The organism is Noviherbaspirillum sp. (genome assembly GCF_035627455.1).
In the GTDB taxonomy this organism is placed as follows: domain Bacteria; phylum Pseudomonadota; class Gammaproteobacteria; order Burkholderiales; family Burkholderiaceae_D; genus Noviherbaspirillum.
The window spans coordinates 69,101-89,690 of sequence record NZ_DASPLS010000029.1 but is presented as its reverse complement, the minus strand read 5'-3'; the positions used below and the strand labels follow the sequence as shown (position 1 = coordinate 89,690).

Sequence of the window (20,590 nt, the reverse complement as noted above, 5' to 3'; positions counted from 1 at the left end):
CATTTCCCACGCGTGCCTCCGCGATCGGTCAATCCGGTCGGGCTCACTAATCTAAAACCGTACCTTGATCGCGCAGCATGGACAGATGCAATTGCCTTGTCCTTGCCACAAGGGGAGTCTGAGCGCAAGCCGGCTGCTTCAGTGACGCGAATCGGTCCACATCGCGGCCTCGTCATTCGCGGGCAGTAGCCCTACGCAGATCGGCGCAATGCCTGGGCAGCTCATTGTAAGCGGTGCCCGCTTTGCACCTTGCGCTTTCGGCGGATGCGACTATAACTAAGTCCATTGCTTGCGTGCTTGCTCTCTTGAGCAGCGCGCATACCCGATCTGCTGCTCATTTTTTGTGCAAGGGAGTTTCATGAATCACCAAGCGCTTTCCATGCAATTGACGCGCACCGTCATGCAGGCGAATCATGCAAATCAGGCGTCGAGCACCCTGCCTAGCAGCCTTGGCATTCACGACACCGAAGCAGAAGAATCCGGTATCCAGGAACAGAACAATTCGCTCTTCATTCCACGGTCGTCGGCAATCGTCCTGCTGACCAAATATGCGAAGAAGCCCGAGCGCTTCATCCGCCAGATGTGCGCCCTAGTTGCTTCGGACCTTCGCGCGGCACGCGACCTTGCCCAATACCTGTGCCGGTCCCCGGACCCGGCGCGGCGGCGATCCGGACAGTTGCTGCTTGACTGGTGTAATGAGCAGGAGTGCTCGGTCGGCACCTGCGACGATGACAGTACGGACACGACTACTGACGACCTGTTTGATTTGGTCGACTTTGATGACGAATTCGAAGATGCTGCGTCCAGTGTGCGCGAGGATGCAAAGACGAGCACGGCGGACATTGATGCCAACTGTGTCGAGGCTGACGGGATTCCATCGCTGCGCGACGCGGACCTGCCTCCCCCCACGCTACTCGCCTGGCCGCGCCCAGCAGAGCTGGCGCAGCAGGTGGCTCTGTTCTCTGCGGAGGAAATCGATGCGTATGCCGCCACCTTCGAGCAGCGCGTGAAGGACAGCGAGGAACGTGCTGCAGTAGCCGAAGTGATCAACCATCTGCGCCGGTCTGGCATCCATCGCAAACTCGCCACGCCTGGCCCGTCCTGGCGGGAACAGGTGGACCACTTAGAAGCGCAGTTTCCAAATTGCGTCCATTATCTCGACTACCTGCGCGCGTCCATCGTATTGGCCGAACGCGAGGGAACTGTCCTACAGCTGTCCCCCGTGGTGCTGGATGGCCCCCCCGGCGTGGGTAAAAGCCTTCTTGCCCAACGCGTTGCAGAATTGCTGGGTACCAGTTCTCACACAATTGATGTCTCTGCAGAGCAGGAGAACAGTGCGATTGCAGGCAGCAGCCGATTTTGGGCAAACGGCCATCCGGGGGAGCTGTTTCAGCTGTTGGTATATGGACAATATGCCAACCCCGTGATCGTGCTCGACGAAGTGGAGAAAGCCAGCGCCGACCTTCGTTTCGACCCCCTGGCTCCGCTTCACGCCCTTTTGGAATGCGACAGCGCCTCTCGATTTCGGGATAAATGTCACCCTTGGTTAAAGATCAACGCGTCTTGTGTGGTATGGGTCTGCACGTCGAATGACGCGCACAGGCTGCCTGCCCCAATTCGCAATCGTCTGCGGGTATTTTCCATTCCGCCACTGACGGCGACGCAGGCGATGTCGATTGCACTGCAGCTGTGGCAGTCCCTGTGCGCGGAATTGCCTCGTGCAGCTGCTGGCGTACAGCTGACCGAGGAGGCATTGGCGGTGCTCGCACATCACCCGCCCCGGTCGATCCGCAAGGCGCTGCGGGAGGCATTGGGCCGTGCCGTTTATGCGGACCGCCTAATAATTGCCGCAGACGACATTGCCGGCGTTCTGGGAAACGTCCGTAAAACCAGACTCGGTTTTCTTTAAAACGAAATAGTCGCCTTCCTATCCAGCGCTTCGCACCTGCCGTCGCGTTGAATAGGTCTTTCAAAACCGTACGACCTGTATCCGATAAAGGGTCGGAGCCGGGCGGGTAGGGCGACCCGCGACCAAGACCGGTCCGACGGCTGCCTGAATGCACTATTTCAGTCCATATTCCTTAAAGACGGCGCGTGCGACGGCCAAGTATGGCTGCTGAGCTTCGAGCAACTTACGGGCGTCGTTCAACAGGTCCGTGGCCAGTTGTTCCTGTTCCTTACGCCGCTCGGCTCTAAGTTCGCCCACCGCGATTTCCTCCGCTTTTAGCGCGCGCTCAATGGCCGTGCGCACGAGCCGTTCCCTTTCGCCCCGCTGTTCCACGAGGTCGGTGCGCCGCAGGCCGAAGACCTCAATCGATTGCGCGCCGCGCAGGCTTTCCACGCCGCCCCGCTTCTTTGCCCTAATCACGCCGCCGCGCAGGAATTCCAGGTGAGATTCCGGCCGGTCGTCGCAAGGATTCGACAAGAGGTGGACCTCCCGACATACGGCGCGATGGCTACGCCAACGCTTCTTCTCGTCCTCCACCGGGAAGATCTTAGCGTTTTTGTCGACCTGCAATTTATTTGTCTACCAAAATGGGATTGTGTAAAGGCGATGTAGATAAATGCGCGGATTTACTCGTGATAAAAGACGTTTTCAAAAGTAAATCTGGAAATTGTTTTTTAACATCAATTCAAAAATTGACGAACAGTCCGTTATCCGTCACCGTTACATCAAGCACGGAAGAAGCCGGGTGAATTGGTCGCCCTGCCTAGACGTGCCTGCTCAGTACGGCTTAAAAAGGGGGCAACGGCTGCGCCACACAAGAAATCCCTGACAATTTTTATCATGACAACTATTGCTTTTCTGAAGGCTGCATCTTTATTGGTGTCCTCCTTCCTCAAAACCACCCTCGCAGTACTATCAGCCGACGTGATCGGCGGCGTGCTGTTCCTGCTAATCCTCGGCGCAGTGACTAAGTTGCTATCCGCAGCAGCTGACGCGATGCGCGCGTGGAAGGGAGGTGAAAAGTAAGCTTTGATGCCGCCCTCCGGGCGGCTTTTTTTTTGAAACGCCGTCCCAAGTCTAAGGTCTAAAAGTTCGCACTTCATCTCCACCACTCCTCCAAGCCCGACCCTTTGTTATGATCGTCGACGACAATCCGGACGGTTGCTTGATCCTAGATCATCACCGCCTGAACGCTCGTCCGTTCGTCGATGAACTGCGGGCGCTTGGACGCGCCAGGTCGGGGCCTGACGATGACATTCCGTAGATGCAATGCTGGCCGCATAGACACTTACAGGGGTCAAACCGATACCGCTGTTGTAAAAACGCCGACCGCCGCAAATATTTTTGCGGAGCCGCCGTGCGCGCCGGGGAAACCGGCCCGGTTGCGTTGGCGGCTCTCCTTGACGCGCCGCGGCGGCCTGCTTGCGCGAGCAAAACAGGGGGGCTAGACGCGCCAGGCGCGACCAGGCTACCTTGAATGGACCGACTTCACTCCACGCGAAGGAACCTTCCATGCACGCCACAACGATCGCCATCAGCCACGCCGCAACCGCCCTCTGCGCGCCGGTGCCCCAGCTTGACCCCGCCTATGCCCGCATCCTGCGCCGCCGCGGGCGCATTCACCTCGCCATCGTCGGCATCGACTGGTTTCCGACCGGCGCCACGCGTATCCCGTTCTGCAAACGGACTTGGGCCGAGCAGCGCAAGCGCAACGGCGCCGGCTTCACGGTCCTCGATGCGCTCGGCATCGACATGATGCGCGCCCAGGACCTGTTTGACACGCCGCGCGAACTGTTCCTGTTTCTGGCCGAGCAGTACGGCATCGTCTTCCTCAATGCCGCCTATACGTATGTCGGCGGCAAGCGCACCGCGCACACCCTGTCCGTGTTCCTGCGCGCGCGCGTGATCAACCTGCCGGTATTTGCCAAGGCGCGCCATATCCTCCTATGCGGCAACCCGGCGCACCGGGAATACGGCCACCTGTCGCGCACAACTTGCGTGCTGCATCCGGCGGCCAAGCGGCCAGCCTTCAAGGCGCGCTGGAGCGCCCATTGGTCTTCGCACGCGATAGCGCGCCAACTGAGCCTGAAGATCGTGCTCTAGGCGACCATGATCTTGGCGAACGATGAGTATCTACTTCGATGAGTATGGCGGCCATGATTGGTTCGGCTATGGTGGTTCCCTGATCGAACGTGGCTTGCTTTTATGCTGCGCGGACCGACTTCGACACCAACAGGTTGCAGCGCTGTACACCCCGCCCCACTACGACTCCGGCCGCCATTGAAGCGCGATGGTTTCGAAATCATCCTGCAGGCCAAGGTCGTACACCGAAAAATCGTAATAGGCCAGCGCGGCGACCACCGTTACCATGTCATCGGCAATGTTGATCAAGACGCTCAACAGGTAGCGCGGATTCCAAGCGCCGTACTGGTGGGCGTCCGTTACGACCAACAGAAAATTGGCGACGTGGCGCGGCTGGCCGCTGTGCCGCTGTGCCGCTTGGCTATGTCGATCAGGCGCAGCAGTGCGGCGCGTTGCGGCTCGGTAAGGGTGTTTTTTCAGTCCTGATCTGCCGTGCCTGCCATGAGCCTTTTCAAGAGCCCCTTTGCCCATGCAGGATCTCGCGCCATTGCACTGCCTATTGGAGCGCTTTCGGCACTGGTTGGCGACGGCTGTCCGATGTCAGCGTCCACATCGACCACGGCACTGAAGTCATTGGCAGCCTGCCCCGAACGCTCCGCCCGGGTCACTGGATCAGCATAGGTGCCGCGCAACCAGTAAACATTGGACGGCAGCTTGGTGAGATCACCCTCACGGCGAGCCGTGATCAGCTCGTGACCGGTGAGCGTGGAAATGCCGTGCGAGATCTGATTCCGCCCCAGCTTCAGCACTTGTTGCATCTTGTCGTAAGTGACCGTGGCCTTGTGCGTGTTTTTGTCGCGCACCGAAGCCAGGTACAGGTACATCTGCAATGCGTCCACGGTGGCTGCCTCGCGATTTGGTAAGGCGGTAATGGCCTTGACCTCGCGCCGTTTATACCTGTCGCCGAACAGGTAGAACTTCGGCAGCTTGGTCCAGTACTTCGGGTTTTCGTAGTTGCACAGCTGGTAGACCGCCGGGCGTCCGCCCAGCTTGTTGATCAATCCCCAGCTCTCCAGGTGACGCAACCCCTCGACCACCATCGGGCGCGACGTCCTGATCAACGTACACAGCTGCGTGAGGCTAGCCCTGACACAGCCGGGCGCCGGCAGTTCTTCCTTTGCCTTGTAGTTCGCTTTCAGACAGAACGCGATATAGAGCTTCAGGGCCGCGATCGCCTCCCCGCAAGGGGTGCTGCGGATCACGGCGTGAACCCGTGCATCGGTTTGCCAAGTACAGGGCATTTTCGCCCAGGTTTCGTCCAGTGCGGTCATTTCTTTGTCTTCGCTCCCTTGATAGCGGTAGCAGCAAGCCAGATGGCCGCCAGGGCGACCACGCCGACGACGATCATGGCCAGATTCGTAGGATCGATCGCGGCCGCAGCGGCGATCAGGTGAGAATTCAGTGTTGGCAAAGCAACCTCCATAAAAGTGATTTCCACTTTTTAACTGATGCAACACCTACCGTCTAGATATAAGTATCCAGCGCAAGTTCCTTAAAACCTAATATTCATGCGGGTTTCGGGACGAAAATCAGCCGCTTCGACGGTAAACGAGATTTCGGACTTTTGGTTTGAGGGCTTGGAAAAACCACTTTTAACGTGGACGATGCGATGTGCCACCGTCGCGCCGGTGACCAGCCAGTGGCTGCCAATAACCAGCACATCACTGCCATTCGAAATTGCTTGCAATCAGCCTGATTCATCTTGCTACGCCTGCCATAGACGGGATCTCCCGCTGGACAACCGCTGCGCAAATTGGATTGGCTCATCCGCAAACGCAGTTGCAGTTCATTCAACAGGCTGATGTAAGCGCGTCAGGAGATTGTCATTGGCGACTTATAATGAGCGAGTCATTTAGCTTGAAAGAATTTATGGCCCTGATGTTTCAACCGAAGGTCGGCAGTGTGCTGATGTGCAGTTTCGAAGGTTTTGTGGAACCCGAGATGGTGAAGCGCCGTCCGGTTGTCGTCATCGCGCGCAACAAGGGTAATTGCCGTCTTGTTACCGTGGTGCCACTCAGCACGACTGAGCCGGACTTCGAAGAGGCTTACCACTACCAGCTGCCCACCAACCCGGTACCGGCCTACGCAGCGAAGCGATGCTGGGCAAAGTGCGATATGGTGGCGACAGTGTCCATCGAGCGTATGGACCGCCTGAAAAACAATAAGCGCGAGCGCGTCGTGCCAGTGATCGCTGACAGGGATTTGAAGGCAATACGGCTGGGTGTCGTCAACGCGCTGCAACTTCGAAACACCATTGTGGCCAACAACGCAGCCCATGCGGTCATTGAGGCTGCCGAAGCCATCTCGAACGCGGAAGCGCCCCGGGCAGTTGAAGCCACCGTTATCACCCCAAAGGAAACCGAATAGATTTCCCTCAAAGGGGGCCCCTGTACATTTTGGTTAATTGTGGGATAATACCCCGGTACCCAATTGGGACTTGTGAGCCTCTTCGCAAGAAGAGCCAGGTGCAGCGACCGGCGACGACAAGCCTGCTGCCTCTGTGAACAGGGCGCTTCGGCGCCCTTTGTCATTTCTAGCCTGGGAATTTCAACCCCTGTCGAATAGGCGTGATGCGCCCGGACTAAGAGCGATCGCCTTTTTCGGCAGCAGACGCAGCAGCTTATCGACGCCGGGCAGTTGCTTGCGCCGCTGCTCAATGCTTAAGCAAGGCCACACCGCCGACTGCCAACAGGCGCCCACCTGGTGCGCGGCGCCTGCGCCACGTCCGGGGGGAAGGCCGTCTTAACGTCCGTGTCCGGGCTGTTCAGTAAAGGAGGCGTGGTCAGATGGGGGAAATTTGGGGGAAATGTGCAGTGCTGTACGTTGCATTACGTAGCAGGATTGGGGGAGAGCATAAATATAAAAAACCAATGAAATCAACAGTTTGACTACGATTTCTTTCCTCCGAAGCCAAGGGTCGTGGGTTCGATCCCCGCCAGCCGCGCCATTCCATCTCCATTCCCAAGACATTCCCTCCGCATAGGGCCGTGTCTGTAGCGCGGTCGCCAACGCAAGCAGGGAAAGTTTCCGTAGTTGTTGCTTGCCCCCTCGCCGCCAGTAAATCCTTCCGTATCGATTCGGAGTCGGGCATTGGCGACGAGCGGTACGCGTGATGGAACCGCCACATGTCGGCCACGAGCGATGGATGGGACGCGCCGAACACGCCGGAACTGGTGAACGAACACACGGCGCTTTCAAAAGCCGTCGGGGCGGCAATTGCGAAGTATGTGGACGCGTCGCGCTCGACGCTCGTTGCGACCTGCAGCATCAACCCCGGATGGATCTTGTTGTCGCTGCTGGTGATCCGGTGGCGCCGTCCCGTAGGCGGATGCGTGCTTTTGCCGTTGCGCCGGGTATTCCGCCTCACCGGCCTTACTGCCCGAGCGGCGAAAAAGGTGCATGACAAGGTCTGAGGATGGTCTATCGTGCTCCGCCGCGCCTGGACGTCGCCCGTTCGCGCAACGCCAGCCTGACGTGGAAGATCCGCTGGCCGGCGCCGTGCTGCGACACTGCAGTCCCTTGCCGGTACGAAGTCGGCGTCACCCCGTGCTGCGTTACGCCGTCTTCTTCCCCAGCCCCAGATAGGTCTCGATCACCTTCGGATCATTCGCCACCTGCTGCGCCGGCCCCTGCAGCACCATCTCGCCGGTCTCCAGCACGTACGCATGGTCGGCCACCTGCAGCGCCGCGTGCGCATTCTGTTCCACCAGCAGGATCGCCACGCCGGTCTGCTTCAGGCGCACGATGATCTGGAAGATTTCCTTGACGATCAGTGGCGCCAGGCCAAGGCTGGGTTCGTCGAGCATCAGCAGATCCGGCTTGGCCATCAGCGCGCGGCCGAGCGCGAGCATCTGGCGCTCGCCGCCGGACAGCGTGCCGGCTTCCTGCGCGCGGCGCTCCTTCAGCCGCGGGAACAGCTCGTACACCACGCCCATCTGGTCGGCGTAATTCCTTTCGCCCGTCTTGTGGCGGCGGTAGCTGCCCAGCTGCAGGTTGTCTTCCACCGTCATCGTGGCGAACAGCTCGCGCTTTTCCGGCACCAGGCTCATGCCGCGCGCGACCCGCGCTTCGATCGGCACGCCGGTCAGGACGTGGCCGCGCAGCACCACGGCGCCGCGCACGGCGCCGCTGGCCGGCAGTGTGCCGGCGATGGCATTGAGCATGGTCGACTTGCCGGCGCCGTTGGGGCCGATTACCGTGACGATCTGGCCGGCGCCGACGGTCAGGCTGGCCCCGTGCAGCGCCTCGACCTTGCCATAGGCGACATGCAGGTCGCGCACTTCGAGTATCGGTGTCATCGTCTTTCCTTCATTCCACGCCGCCCAGGTAGGCTTCCAGCACCGCCGGATCCTTCTGCACCTCGGCCGGCAGGCCTTCGGCGATCCTGGTGCCGAATTCCATCACCACCAGCCGATCGGTCAGGTTCATCACGAAATCCATGTCGTGCTCGACCAGCAGGATGCTCATGCCTTCTTCCTTGAGCTTGCGCAGCAGGTCCGCGAGCGCCTGTTTTTCCTTGTAGCGCAGGCCGGCGGCCGGCTCGTCGAGCAGCAGCAGCGTCGGGTCGCAGCACAGCGCGCGGGCGATCTCGACGATGCGCTGCTGGCCGAGCGACAGGCTGCCGGCTTCCTCGTACAGCACATGGCCGAGGCCGACCCGCTCGAGCTGCCGCTTCGCCTCGAACAGCAGCGTCTGTTCCTCCGCGCGGTTCAGGCGCAGGATACTGGCGGCGATGCCGGCGACATTGCCGTGCGCGCCGCGCAGATGAGCGCCGAGCGCGACGTTCTCCAGCACCGTCATGGTCGGCAGCAGCCGCACATGCTGGAACGTGCGCGCGATGCCGAGCTTTACAATTTCGCGCGACGGCAGCGTGTCGATGCGGCGCAGCTCGCCGTGCGAGCGGAAGCGGATTTCGCCGCGGGTGGCCGCCAGCACGCCGGTGACCAGGTTGAACATGGTGGACTTGCCGGCGCCGTTGGGGCCGATCAGCCCCATGATCTCGCCGGCTTTCACCTCGAAAGACAGTTCGTTGACCGCGACCAGGCCGCCGAAGGTCTTGGTTGCGCCCTTGACCTGCAGCACGATTTCGCCGGCCTGGTGCCTGGCGCGCATCGGCAGCGCAGCGGCCTGCTGCGGCGCGACCGCGGCCGGCTTTGCCGGCAGCCACTGGCGCAAGGCAGGCCACAGGCCGTGGCGGGTACGCTGCAGCAGCAGCACCATCATGATGCCGAACACGATCACTTCGAAATTGCCGCTGGCGCCGAGCAGTTTCGGCAGCACCGATTGCAGCTGGTCCTTGAGCACCGTCAGCAGCGCCGAGCCGACGATTGCGCCCCACACATGCGCGGCGCCGCCGACCACCGCCATGAACAGGTATTCGATGCCGGTGTTCAGGCCGAACGGCGTCGGATTGATCGCGCGCTGCAGGTGCGCATACAGCCAGCCGGAAATGCTGGCCAGCAGCGCGGCCAGCACGAAGGCGGCAATCTTCATCGACGCGGTATTGATGCCCATCGCCTCGGCCATCACGCCGCCGGTGTTGAGCGCGCGGATCGCGCGCCCGGGGCGGGAATTGAGCAGGTTCTGCAGCGCGATCACCGCCAGGATCACCACCAGCCAGATCAGGTAGTACATGTCGCGCCCGCTGCTGAGCGTGACGGAAAACAGCGTGATCGGCGCGATGCCGGTCAGCCCGTCGTATTTGCCGAGGAAGTCCAGGTTGCCGAACAGGAAGTAAAGCGACAGGCCCCAGGCGATCGTGCCCAGCGGCAGATAGTGGCCGGACAGGCGCATCGTGATCGCGCCGAGCAGGAAGGCGGTGGCGGCCGTGATGGCGATGCCGGCCGCCAGGCCGATCCAGGGCGACAGCCCGTACCGGGTCGACAGGTAGGCAGTCGCATACGCGCCGAGGCCGACGAAGGCGGCCTGCCCGAACGAGGTCAGGCCGGCGACGCCGGTCAGCAGCACCAGGCCGAGCGCGACGATCGCCGACATGCCGATGTAGTTGGCGAGGGTGATCCAGAACTCCGGCGTCGGCAGCAGCGGAACCAGCGCGACGGCGGCGATGAAGAGGGCGAAGTAACGGTTCATCATTCCTCCCCTTCGTCCACATGCCTGGTCGTCAGCGAGCGCCACAGCAGCACCGGGATGATCAGGGTGAACACGATCACCTCCTTGAAGGCGCTGGCCCAGAACGAGGAATACGACTCCAGCAGGCCGACCAGGATTGCGCCGGCGGCGGCCACCGGGTAGCTCACGAGGCCGCCGATGATTGCCCCGACGAAGCCCTTCAGGCCGATCAGGAAGCCGCTGTCGTAGTAGACCGTGGTCAGCGGCGCGATCAGCACGCCGCACAGCGCGCCCATTGCAGCCGCCAGCGTGAACGCGAGGCGGCCGGCCTGGGTGGTGCCGATGCCGACCAGGCGCGCGCCGAGGCGGTTGACGGCGGTCGCGCGCAGCGCCTTGCCGGACAGGGTGCGGTCGAAATACAGGTAGAGCGCGACGATCAGCGCCAGCGACACGCCCAGGATCACCAGGCTCTGACCGGATACCGCCAGCGCGCCGACGTCGAAGCGCGCATCGGAGAACGGCGTGGTGCGCGAGCCTTCCGCGCCGAAGATCACCAGCCCGATGCCGAGCATCGCCAGGTGCACGCCGACCGACACGATCAACAGCACCAGCGTGCTGGCCTCGGCCAGCGGCTGGAACGCGAGGCGGTAGATCATCGGGCCCATCGGCACCACGATCGCCAGCGTCAGCAGCACCTGGAAAAACAGCGGCAGGGCGGCGCTGCCCACGGATTTCGTGACGAAGTAGATGGCGCCGGGCAGCACGACGAATTTTGCGAACGCCAGCGGCAGGTCGCGCCCCGCGCCGCGCCGCCGTTCCTGGTTGCCGAGGATGGCGACCGCTTCCTGCGCGAAGCTCAGCCCGCCGAGCGCGCACAGCAGCGTCGCCGATTCGGGGAACTTGTCGGACTGCATGGCCGCCAGCGTCAGCGCGCCGAATGCGACGAATTCGCCCTGCGGGATGAAGATGATGCGGGTGACGGAAAACACCAGCACCAGCGCCAGCGCCAGCAGCGCGTAGATCGCGCCGGTGGAAACGCCATCCTGCGCGAGGATGGCGGCAATCGATAAATCCATTCTGATTCCTGCGTGTTTAAAGCCGGGAAAAGGGCGCAAGCCTTCGGCGCACCTTGGAGAGCGGGGTGGTGCGGGCGGCGCAGCTCACGCTCGGCATACTGCTTGTTCCGTAGGGTGGGTGGGGCCGCCGAGGTAGAGCGTAGCGATATCCACCATCAGTGGCCACCGGTGCGCATGGTGGGTTTCGCTACGCTCAACCCACCCTACGATCCATGAGGTGCAGGGTGCACATGTGCCCTGCGTGCGCTTTTACTTCGCCTCGCCGCCCAGCTTCCACTTGCCGTCCACGATCTGCACCATCACGCGCGAGCGCTGGTCCAGGCCGAGGTGGTCGGTGGCGCTCATGTTGAAGATGCCGTGCGCGCCGGCCAGGTTCTTCACGTTTTCCAGCGCATCGCGCATCGCTGCGCGGAATTCCTTGGTGCCCGGCTGCGCCTTCTTCAGCGCCTCGGGGGCGGCGGCGGCGACCAGCGCGCCCGCATCCCAGGCGTGGCCGCCGAAGGTCGACACGCTGCCAGGGCCGTAGGCTTTTTCATAAGCGGCCTTGTACGCCAGCGCGGATTGCTTGACCGGGTTGGAATCCGGCAGCTGGTCGGCCACCAGGATCGGGCCGGACGGCAGCCAGGTGCCTTCGCAATCCTTGCCGCACACGCGCAGGAAGTCGTTGTTGGCCACGCCGTGGGTCTGGTAGATCTTGCCCTTGTAGCCGCGCTCCTTCAGCGTCTTCTGCGGCAGCGCGGCCGGGGTGCCGGCACCGGCGATCAGCACCGCGTCCGGATTCAGGCTCATGATCTTCAGTACCTGGCCAGTGACTGACGTGTCGGCGCGGGCGAAGCGCTCGTCGGTGACCACCTTGATCTTGCGCAGTTCGGCCAGCTTGGAAAACTCGCGGTACCAGCCTTCGCCATAGGCGTCGGTAAAGCCGATGAAGGCGACCGTCCGGATGCCGGCATTGGCCATGTGCTCGGTCAGCGCGGTCGACATGTGGGAATCGTTCTGCGGCGTCTTGAAGGCCCAGCGGCGCTTGCCTTCGACCGGCTCGATGATGGAGGCGGAGGCGGCCATCGTGATCATCGGTGTGCCGGTTTCCTGCGCGACGTCGAGCATCGCCAGCGAGCCGGGGGTGACGGTGGAGCCGATCACCACGTCGACCTTGTCCTCGGAGACCAGCTTGCGCATGTTCTTGACCGCGGTGGTCGAATCGGTGGCGTCGTCGAGCACGATGTATTCGACGCTCTTGCCAGCGATGGTTTTCGGCAGCAGCGCAAAGGTGTTCTTTTCCGGGATGCCGAGCGAGGCGGCCGGGCCGGTGGCGGAAACGGTGACGCCGACCTTGATCTGCGCGAAGGCCGGGGCCGACAGCGCGAGGGAAAACAGTGCGGGAAGCAGGGCGCTCAAGTACTTCTGTTTCATGGTGTGATCTCCGTGGTTTGAATCCCGGAGCACATCCTGGCGATCTGCTCCGTCTCCGTTGTCTGCCGTGCAACGTCTCTATGTTGCACGGCAGCTATAGTAACAAGGCATTGCCCGTCACGGCAGCATATTATTTGTTCTAACCCAATTTTTCCCGTCGAAAAATCGTGAGGAAGGCGGTTTTTCGACGAAGCCTGCCCCGGTCTCCCCTTGGTCGGGCTTGCGAAAACCATGGCCTTCCTGCCAACATTAGCCGACTCCATCCCCCGACTGTTTGATCAAAGGACCATCCATGCGCTTTTTCCCGTTGCTGCGCCGTCTCGCCATCGCCGTCATGCCGCTCGCCGCGTTCCCACTGTCCGCCCTGGCGCAGCTCAAGGTCGGCGTGACGATTTCCACCACCGGACCGGCGGCCGCGATCGGCATCCCGTCGAAAAACGCGATGCTGCTCTGGCCGAAGGAGATCGCCGGGCAGAAGGTGCAGTACCTGATCCTCGACGACGGCTCCGACCCGACCAATGCAGTGCGCAACGCGCGCAAGCTGACCGCGGAAGAAAACGTGGACGTGATCGTCGGCCCCAACACCACGCCGAATGCGCTGGCGATGCTGGACGTGGCCGCCGAAGCCGAAACGCCGATGATCACGCTGGCGGCATCGGCGTCCATCGTGGAGCCCATGGATGCGAAGCGCGCGTGGGCCTTCAAGATGCCGCAGAACGATTCGCACATGGCCAGCATCCTGACCCAGCACATGGCGGAAAACGGCGTGAAGACGGTCGGCTTCATCGGCTTCGCCGACGCGTATGGCGAAGGCTGGTGGCGCGAGTTCTCGAAGTTCGCCGAGCTGCGCAAGCTGAAGGTCGTCGCCGGCGAGCGTTATGCGCGCAACGATACCTCGGTCACCGGCCAGGTCCTGAAGATCATGTCGGCCAGGCCCGACGCGGTGCTGGTGGCCGGTTCGGCGACGCCGGCGGTGCTGCCGCAGAAGACGCTGGTCGAGCGCGGCTACGGCGGCCGCATCTACCAGACGCATGGCATCGGCACGCTGGAGTTCCTGAAGGTCGGCGGCAAGGATGTCGAGGGAACCTTTTTCCCGACCGGGCCGGCGGTGGTCGCGAAGCAGTTGCCAGACACCAATCCGGTGAAGAAGACCGCGCTCGAATTCGTCAAGCTGTATGAAGCCGCCTACGGTCCGGACAAGATCACGCAGTTCGCGGCCGACGCCTGGGGTGCGTGGATGCTGATCGCCAACGCGGTGCCGCAGGCGCTGAAGGCCGGCCAGCCCGGCACGAAGCAGTTCCGCGCCGCGCTGCGCAACGCGCTGGAAAACACGAAGAACCTGACCGTGCCGCAGGGCGTGATCAACATGAGTCCGACCGACCATGTCGGCCTCGACCAGCGTTCGCGGGTGATGGGACGCGTCCAGGGGAACAAATTCACCTACGCGTACGGCGGCTAGCGACGGGGGCAGCCGGCACCCTTTGCTCCCGCTCAAGAAATCGACGCGGCCGCGCCGGTTCCGGGCCGCATCCCTCGAACCCGTCTCCTCCTCTGTTGTCGAAAGGACATTCCAACAACGAGGAGACATGCATGAAGCTGCACGCCCGCATCGCGCTTGCGCTGGGTGCCGGACTGCTGTCGGCCGCAAGCTTTGCCGCCGATTGTTCGAAACTCAATCTGCTCACCGTCCCCGGCGCCGAAAAGCAGGAGGCCGCCTGCCTCGACGACCTGACCACCCCCTATCTCACCGCGAGCGGCCACACCGACGCCAGCGACTGGCTGCCGCTGCATTCGCAGGCGACGCGCAACCCGCCCGGCGCGGTGCCCGGGATACAGATCGACGGCTACTTCCCCGACACCTCCACCACCAATGCCTACAAGGGCTGGAACCATGACGCGCAATTCGTGATCCGCCTGCCCGACAACTGGAACGGCAAGCTGGTGGTCACCGGCGCGCCCGGCGTGCGCCGGCAGTACGCCACCGATTACCTGATCAGCGACTGGGTGCTGGCGCGCGGCTATGCGTTCGCCGCCACCGACAAGGGCAACAGCGGCACCAGCTTCTACAAGGACGGCGCGGCACCCGGCGATGCGATCGCCGAGTGGCACCGCCGCGTCACCGAACTGACGGTCGCGGCCAAGCAGGTGGTGGCGCAGCGCTACGGGCGCGCGCCTGACTACACCTACATCACCGGCATCTCCAACGGCGGCTACCTGACGCGCCATGCGCTGGAAAACCGGCCCGACCTGTACGACGGCGGCGTCGACTGGGAGGGGCCGCACTGGCGTCCGGAAGGGCCGAATCTGTTCACCTTCCTGCCGGCGGCGCTGAAATACTATCCGGCTTATCGCGCCACGCTGAGCGCCGACGCGCACGACAGGATCATCGCCGCCGGCTTCGCGCCGGGATCGGAATTCCTGTGGGAGCACCACTACGCGGTGTACTGGGACCTGACCCAGCGCACCTATCGCGAAGAGATCGACCCGGGTTATGACGGCTTGCTGGAAGCCGGCGTGCCGTTCTGCCCGTCGGGCACGCTGTATTGCGATGCCGATTACGACTATGCGCAGCGGCCGCCGGCGGTCAAGAGCGCTGTCTCTTCGGTGTCGCTCACCGGCCGCATCGGCAAGCCGATGATCACGCTGCACGGCACGCTCGACACGCTGCTGCCGATCCGCACCAACTCCGATCCGTATGCCGCGCTGGTCAGGTCCAGCGGGCGCGGCCACCTGCACCGCTACTACGTGGTGGAGGGCGGCAACCATGTCGACCAGCTGTATGACCTGTTCCCGGACCGGCTGCGGCCGATCGCGCCCTGCTACCGCGCCGCGTTCGTCGCGCTGGAGCGCTGGGTGGAAGGCAAGGGCAAGGTGAAGCCGCCGGAGAGCAGGACGATTTCGCGGCCGCCCGCCGGCGATGTGGCGAACGAATGCGGGTTGTAGGGCGTGACCCGACGCCGGCGAATTATGTTGTAATGAAACCGGTCGTACCCCAGCGACCTTAACCAATCGTTGCACTGGAACAAGGAGAAGAACATGAAAAAACTCGCAGCCGCCTGCCTCTTCGCGTTGCCGTTCGTGCTGAACCCGGCGTTCGCCGCGACCGAACAGCAAAACAAGATGGCGACCTGCAACAAGGAAGCCGGCGACAAGAAGGGCGAAGAGCGCAAGGCCTTCATGAAGGAATGCCTGAGCAGCAAGCCGAAAGTCAGCGAAGCGCAAAAGACGCAGCAGGACAAGATGAAATCCTGCAACGCCGAAGCGAAGGGCATGAAGGGCGACGAGCGCAAGAAATTCATGAGCGATTGCCTGAAGAAGGGCTGAACGCTCTTGCAGTCGACGGAGCGGGGCGGCGCCGCCAGGGCCGCCCCGTTTTGTTTTCCAGTTGGGAAAATCACTTCGTGCGGCATGCGGGCATCCAGCTTCGGCACCGCCGTGTCTTCCCCCCGTCGTCCCCGCGCAGGCGGGGACCCATGACCCGGGTGGCAGCCAGTAGACAGGGATACTCTCGAGGCGGCGCAGGCTCGGCATGGGTCCCCGCCTGCGCGGGGACGACGGGCGGACTGCTGCCGTGCGGGACGCCAAGCTTCTTCACCCTGCTGCCGAACTCCCTCATCCCGATTGCGTCAAACATTGGCAAAGAGATACTGGCGCGCCGCGCTTCTCTTTCTATAATGACCGCCATGGGTATCTTTTCCGAAACATTGCCGCCCGCACTGGCGCTGCTCGCCGGCGCCGCGGGCCTTGCGATCATCTCCCACAATGCGCGGCGCGCGAACTGGCAGCGGCTGAACGCGCCCGGCGCGTTTTCCGCCTGGTGCTGCTCGATCATCCTGCTGCCCTTCCTGTGGCACATGAACATTCCGGTAGCCGGCGGCGCCGCGCTGCACCTGGCCGGGATGCCGATCTTCATCCTGATGTTCGGCCGGCGCCTGGCGATGACCGGCATCAGCCTGTCGGTGCTGGCATACACGCTGGCGTTCGATGCGCGCTGGGCCAACATCGGCATCAACCTGATCCTGCTGGCGGTCGTGCCGTCCTACGTCGGTGATGCGGTGATGCGGGCGACCGAGCGCTTCCTGCCGCATAACATTTTCATCTACCTGCTCGGCAACGGCCTGTTCGGCGCGATGCTGATGCTGGCGACCATCGGCCTGTTTTCACTTGGCGCATTCCAGGCGCTGGCCGCCACCGCGCCGGCCGGCGGCGATGCGGTCGCCTACCTGCTGCTGCTGTCCTGGGGCGAAGCCTTGCTGACCGGTTTTCTGCTCACCATCTTCACCGTGTACCGGCCGGAGTGGGTGCTGACCTTCGACGATAACGTCTACCTGCACGGCAAGTAAGCCTTGATGAATTCGCCGGCCGCGCGGCTGACCGCCGCCGGCTGGTCGCGCTGCGGCGAATGGCCGCAGTGCGCGATCGGCAGCGCGCGCGCCTGCTGCGCCAGCCGCCCGATCCCGTAGATCTGCTCCAGCGTCCCGTATTCGTCGCCTTCGCCCTGGATCGCGAGCACCGGGCAGCGGATCTGCGCCACCTCGCGCTCGATGTTCCAGTCGCGGAACGCGGGTTCCAGCCAGGCTTCGTTCCAGCCCCAGAACACCGACTCGGCGTCGCGGTGATGGCGCGCAAGCCTGCTTTTGAGGTCGGTCTGCAGGAAGGCCTCGCGCGCGGCGCGGATGCCGGCGATGGTGATGTCTTCCACGAAGATGTGCGGCGCCATCACGACGATGCCGCTGACTTTGTCCGGAAAGCGCGCCGCGTACAGCAGCGCGATCGAGCCGCCGTCGCTGTGTCCGAACAGCCACGGCCGCGCCACGCCGAGTGCTTGCAGCAAGGCCGGCAGCGCCTCCCAGGCCTGCTCGTGCAGGTAGGTGACAGGCAAGTGCGCCTCGCGCGGCCGCGGCGTCGACTGCCCGTAGCCATAGCGGGAAAACACCAGCCCGCGCAGCCCGTGCGCTTCACAGAAGCGCTGCGGGAAATCGCGCCACATTGAAATCGAACCCAGTCCCTCATGCAGGAACACCACCACCGGCAGGCCGGGCGCCGCGCTGCCGACCCAGCGGTATTCGAGCGACACGCTGCCGTCTTTCCATGGCACGTCGGCAAACTGAATCGGTTGTTGCTGGTTTTCCAAAATCGGCCCTCTGTCGTGTTCTTTTCCTGATGCGCAGATTATTGCAGCTCGACCGGATTCCTGCTGCCTTCCGGGAAAGGTTGACTCAGATCATTGCTCCGCCGATGTCGTCCCTCTAGCCTGATGTGGTATCGGGAAAGCATCCGCTGTTCCCGCACGCTGGGTCGATCAGGACGGGAATGGGATGAAACGTAAAGCGATCGCGGCCGCCGCCGCGGCAACCGTGTGGCTGGCCGGATGCGGTGGCGGCGGAAGCGACGCGCCGGCTGTCGCCGCAATACCGCCTGTGCTCGTGCCGCCGCCGCCTGTCCTGACGGCGCCGCGTTCGGCTTCCCCGCCGCAGGCGCTGGTTGCCTACGGCACCGTCAACGTCGCCGGCACCCGCGGCGGCTACAGCCTGGCGCGGCTGCCCGCCGGCATCGCCATCACCGACCGCAGCGGCGCGACCGCTCTGGTCACCGTCAGCGAAGCGCAGGCGCTCGCGTTCACCGACATCACGATCAACCTCACCATCGGCGACAAGTCCAGGACCGTCACGCCGGCCGCGTTGAAGCGCCTGATGGAACTCTACGTCGCCTTCTTCAACCGCGTGCCGGATGCGGACGGGCTGGCGTACTGGATCGACCAGTACCGTAACGGGATGACGATCGAGCAGATGGCGGAAAGCTTCTATACCGCCGCGCTGCAGTATTCGTCGCTGACCGGCTACTCGCCGACCATGGGCAATGCCGATTTCGTGCGGCTCATCTACAAGAACGTGCTCGGCCGCTCCGGCGCCACCGCGCCGCCGGACGCCGACGTCACGTACTGGAGCGGGCGCATGGGCAAGGCCGGCGTGTCGCGCGGCCAGCTGGTGGGCACGATGCTGGATTCGGCCCATACCTTCGCCGGCGATGCCACCTGGGGCTGGGTGCCGCAGCTGCTCGACAACAAGGTCGCGGTGGCGGAGTTCTTTGCGATCCAGCAGGGGATCAACTACAACACGCCGGCGGAATCGATCGCCAAGACGATGGCGATCGCGGGGGCGGTGACATTCAGTGATACCGGTACTGCCAGGAATCTGATCGGGTTTTCGGATACGGCGTTTGATTTGAGGCAGGTGGGGAAAGAGTAGCCCGTTGCTTGGGTGCGGATGGGGATTGTGGTCTCTCTTCGGTGATTCAATTCTGTTTGTTCTTCGTGGAGGCTTGCCGGGACTGGCCCCGGCGGGCCACCTACCTTTTTGCTTCGCCAAAAAGGTAGGCCAAAAAGGCGACCCCGATGCCGCTGCCCCCTTCGGGGGTGCCCAAAAAATTGGAGCGACAGGCGGGAAGCGCAAAAACTCGCCCTGCGGGCTCAGACATTTGCGCTTCTCTTTCCGCCTGCCGCTCCAATTTTTTGGCAGCGTCAAAGGGGATTTGAAAAGCGCCCCCCATCCCCACCCTGGCCCTCCCCTTGAAGGGGAGGGAACTGGTGCGCGTGCAATTAGCGTTGTCAAACTTGTTCGTGCCCCCTATTACGCTTTTACGCCAGATGCTGTGCGCGCTTCCGGATATTCCCTCCCCTTCAAAGAGAGGGTCAGGGTGGGGATGGGTTTCGCATTGAAATCCCCTTTGACGCTGCCAAAAAATTGGACGGCAAGGCGGAAAAAGAAGCGAAATATGTCTGAGCACCGAGCGTAGCGAGGGCGAGTTATTTCGCTTCCCGCCTAGCCGTCCAATTTTTTGGGAACCCCGCAGGGGCAGCGGCATCGGGGTCGCACCTCGGCGGCCCCCTTTCTTTGCTTACTTTCTTTGGCGAAGCAAAGAAAGTGAGCGGCCCGCCGGGGCCAGTCCCGGCAAGCATCGACGGAGAATAAGCCGCAACGAATCACCGGAGAGAAAAAACAAACAAACGTGAATCCGCGTAAAGTACCCGCATACAGACGCCAAACCACCCCGCATGCCAACAAAAGCAAAAACCGAATCCCTCCTCGCCTGGTACTTCGTCCTCATCTGGGGCTCCGGCTACCTCGCCAGCAAGACCGGCATGCAATACGCTCCCCCCTTCACCTTCCTCACGCTGCGCTACGGCTTCGGCGTCCTCTGCCTGATCCCCTGGATCCTCATCGCACGCCCCGCCTGGCCGCAAGGCCGATGGGAATGGTTCCACGTCGCCGTCGCCGGCCTGCTGATGCATGCGATCAATCTTGGCGGCAGCCATTATGCGCAATACCTCGGCATGTCCGCCGGCATTACCGCCTTGCTGCTTGGCACCCAGCCGTTGTTTACCGCGCTGTTCGCGCACCGCGTCCTTGGCGAACGGCTCGGCCCGCTGCAATGGGCCGGCGTGGCGCTCGGCCTGGCGGGCGTGGCGCTGGTGGTATGGCACAAGGTGGATGTGAAGGCGGTGACCGCGGCCAGCCTGCTTGCCGTCGCCGTGTCGCTGGCGGCGATCACCAGCGGCACGCTGTATCAGCGCAGCTTCTGCAAGCAGGTCGACCTGCGCAGCGCGGCCCTCATCCAGTTCCTGCTGTCGCTGCTGGTGCTGGCGCCGCTGGCGTGGTCGGTGGAAGGATTCGTCGTGCGCTGGAGCTGGCAGATGACGGTGTCCATTCTGTTCCTGGTGATCTTCGCTTCCATCCTCGCGGTGAATGCGCTGCATACGCTGATGCGGCGCGGCCATGCGGCCAAGGTGACCAGCCTGCTGTTCCTCACGCCGGTGGTTGCGGTGCTGCTCGAATGGATCATGTTCGGCGTCGTGCCGACGCCGCTCAGCGTAGCCGGCATCGCGGTGACCTGTGCCGGGGTGGCGCTGGTGTCGCGCCCAGGGCGCCGGTAGGCGCTTCCC

General features: G+C 62.9%; 21 protein-coding genes. 11 read left to right on the top strand and 10 right to left on the bottom strand.

The features are described 5' to 3' along the window. Positions 1 to 358 precede the first annotated feature (358 nt). Positions 359 to 1,909, top strand: a complete 1,551-nt coding sequence (locus tag VEC01_RS05405) for an AAA family ATPase (protein ID WP_324899514.1) — start codon at positions 359 to 361, stop codon at positions 1,907 to 1,909. Between the two features lie 153 nt (positions 1,910 to 2,062). On the opposite strand, the gene VEC01_RS05400 is transcribed toward VEC01_RS05405, so the two are convergent. Further along, on the bottom strand, positions 2,063 to 2,518 hold the full coding sequence (locus VEC01_RS05400; RefSeq protein WP_324899512.1) for a hypothetical protein: 456 nt from the start codon (positions 2,516 to 2,518) through the stop codon (positions 2,063 to 2,065). Positions 2,519 to 2,788: 270 nt separating this feature from the next. Here VEC01_RS05400 and VEC01_RS05395 point away from each other — a divergent pair, with 270 nt between their 5' ends. Next, entirely contained in the window at positions 2,789 to 2,974 is a 186-nt protein-coding gene (locus VEC01_RS05395) for a hypothetical protein (RefSeq protein WP_324899510.1), read from the top strand. Positions 2,975 to 3,460: 486 nt separating this feature from the next. Beyond that, positions 3,461 to 4,051 (top strand): hypothetical protein, encoded by a 591-nt coding sequence (locus tag VEC01_RS05390; RefSeq protein ID WP_324899508.1) that lies wholly within the window; start codon positions 3,461 to 3,463, stop codon positions 4,049 to 4,051. 159 nt (positions 4,052 to 4,210) lie between these two features. Here VEC01_RS05390 and VEC01_RS20675 read toward each other — a convergent pair whose 3' ends face one another. Genes VEC01_RS20675 through VEC01_RS05370 form a run of 4 tightly spaced genes read right to left on the bottom strand, consistent with a single transcriptional unit; the run spans position 4,211 to position 5,777 of the window. Next, complete coding sequence (locus VEC01_RS20675; protein WP_422656546.1) at positions 4,211 to 4,561, bottom strand: DUF7673 family protein; 351 nt, start codon at positions 4,559 to 4,561, stop codon at positions 4,211 to 4,213. Beyond that, entirely contained in the window at positions 4,507 to 5,361 is an 855-nt protein-coding gene (locus tag VEC01_RS05380) for a hypothetical protein (RefSeq protein ID WP_324899504.1), read from the bottom strand. The genes VEC01_RS20675 and VEC01_RS05380 overlap by 55 nt, the downstream gene beginning before the upstream one ends. Continuing rightward, positions 5,358 to 5,528, bottom strand: a complete 171-nt coding sequence (locus VEC01_RS05375; RefSeq protein WP_324899502.1) for a hypothetical protein — start codon at positions 5,526 to 5,528, stop codon at positions 5,358 to 5,360. The genes VEC01_RS05380 and VEC01_RS05375 overlap by 4 nt, the downstream gene beginning before the upstream one ends. Positions 5,529 to 5,582: 54 nt before the next feature. Then, positions 5,583 to 5,777: a hypothetical protein gene (locus tag VEC01_RS05370; protein WP_324899500.1), complete on the bottom strand. Its 195-nt coding sequence runs from the start codon at positions 5,775 to 5,777 to the stop codon at positions 5,583 to 5,585. A 152-nt stretch (positions 5,778 to 5,929) separates the two neighbouring features. Here VEC01_RS05370 and VEC01_RS05365 point away from each other — a divergent pair, with 152 nt between their 5' ends. Both VEC01_RS05365 and VEC01_RS05360 read left to right on the top strand, forming a co-directional pair. Beyond that, on the top strand, positions 5,930 to 6,457 hold the full coding sequence (locus VEC01_RS05365) for a type II toxin-antitoxin system PemK/MazF family toxin (protein ID WP_324899498.1): 528 nt from the start codon (positions 5,930 to 5,932) through the stop codon (positions 6,455 to 6,457). Between the two features lie 758 nt (positions 6,458 to 7,215). After that, positions 7,216 to 7,503 carry a hypothetical protein gene (locus VEC01_RS05360; RefSeq protein ID WP_324899496.1) on the top strand — a complete coding sequence of 96 codons (288 nt, stop codon included), beginning with the start codon at positions 7,216 to 7,218 and terminating at the stop codon, positions 7,501 to 7,503. A 141-nt stretch (positions 7,504 to 7,644) separates the two neighbouring features. Here the strand turns inward: VEC01_RS05360 and VEC01_RS05355 are convergent, their stop codons facing one another. From VEC01_RS05355 to VEC01_RS05340, 4 genes are all read right to left on the bottom strand, one after another. Then, a complete protein-coding gene (locus tag VEC01_RS05355; RefSeq protein ID WP_324899494.1) occupies positions 7,645 to 8,388 on the bottom strand; it encodes an ABC transporter ATP-binding protein in 744 nt (247 codons plus the stop codon). A 10-nt stretch (positions 8,389 to 8,398) separates the two neighbouring features. Next, the gene (locus tag VEC01_RS05350; RefSeq protein ID WP_324899492.1) at positions 8,399 to 10,183 is read right to left on the bottom strand and encodes a branched-chain amino acid ABC transporter ATP-binding protein/permease; all 1,785 of its coding nucleotides are present in this window, start codon (positions 10,181 to 10,183) and stop codon (positions 8,399 to 8,401) included. After that, entirely contained in the window at positions 10,180 to 11,235 is a 1,056-nt protein-coding gene (locus tag VEC01_RS05345; protein WP_324899490.1) for a branched-chain amino acid ABC transporter permease, read from the bottom strand. The genes VEC01_RS05350 and VEC01_RS05345 overlap by 4 nt, the downstream gene beginning before the upstream one ends. A gap of 249 nt (positions 11,236 to 11,484) precedes the next feature. Continuing rightward, complete coding sequence (locus VEC01_RS05340; RefSeq protein WP_324899488.1) at positions 11,485 to 12,648, bottom strand: ABC transporter substrate-binding protein; 1,164 nt, start codon at positions 12,646 to 12,648, stop codon at positions 11,485 to 11,487. Between the two features lie 292 nt (positions 12,649 to 12,940). On the opposite strand from VEC01_RS05340, the gene VEC01_RS05335 reads away from it, so the two are divergent. From VEC01_RS05335 to VEC01_RS05320, 4 genes are all read left to right on the top strand, one after another. Further along, positions 12,941 to 14,107, top strand: coding sequence for an ABC transporter substrate-binding protein (locus tag VEC01_RS05335; protein ID WP_414691415.1), 1,167 nt, complete (start codon positions 12,941 to 12,943; stop codon positions 14,105 to 14,107). Positions 14,108 to 14,238: 131 nt separating this feature from the next. Continuing rightward, positions 14,239 to 15,591, top strand: a complete 1,353-nt coding sequence (locus tag VEC01_RS05330; protein ID WP_324899486.1) for a tannase/feruloyl esterase family alpha/beta hydrolase — start codon at positions 14,239 to 14,241, stop codon at positions 15,589 to 15,591. A 93-nt stretch (positions 15,592 to 15,684) separates the two neighbouring features. After that, on the top strand, positions 15,685 to 15,972 hold the full coding sequence (locus VEC01_RS05325) for a PsiF family protein (protein ID WP_324899484.1): 288 nt from the start codon (positions 15,685 to 15,687) through the stop codon (positions 15,970 to 15,972). Between the two features lie 359 nt (positions 15,973 to 16,331). Beyond that, positions 16,332 to 16,991 carry an energy-coupling factor ABC transporter permease gene (locus tag VEC01_RS05320; RefSeq protein ID WP_324899482.1) on the top strand — a complete coding sequence of 220 codons (660 nt, stop codon included), beginning with the start codon at positions 16,332 to 16,334 and terminating at the stop codon, positions 16,989 to 16,991. Here VEC01_RS05320 and VEC01_RS05315 read toward each other — a convergent pair. Then, positions 16,973 to 17,746 carry an alpha/beta hydrolase gene (locus VEC01_RS05315; protein ID WP_324899480.1) on the bottom strand — a complete coding sequence of 258 codons (774 nt, stop codon included), beginning with the start codon at positions 17,744 to 17,746 and terminating at the stop codon, positions 16,973 to 16,975. The genes VEC01_RS05320 and VEC01_RS05315 overlap by 19 nt on opposite strands. A 220-nt stretch (positions 17,747 to 17,966) precedes the next feature. On the opposite strand from VEC01_RS05315, the gene VEC01_RS05310 reads away from it, so the two are divergent. Together VEC01_RS05310 and VEC01_RS05305 are read left to right on the top strand one after the other, a co-directional pair. Beyond that, on the top strand, positions 17,967 to 18,896 hold the full coding sequence (locus VEC01_RS05310) for a DUF4214 domain-containing protein (protein WP_324899478.1): 930 nt from the start codon (positions 17,967 to 17,969) through the stop codon (positions 18,894 to 18,896). 806 nt (positions 18,897 to 19,702) lie between these two features. Continuing rightward, a complete protein-coding gene (locus VEC01_RS05305) occupies positions 19,703 to 20,581 on the top strand; it encodes a DMT family transporter (protein WP_324899476.1) in 879 nt (292 codons plus the stop codon). The last annotated feature ends 9 nt before the right edge of the window (positions 20,582 to 20,590 follow it).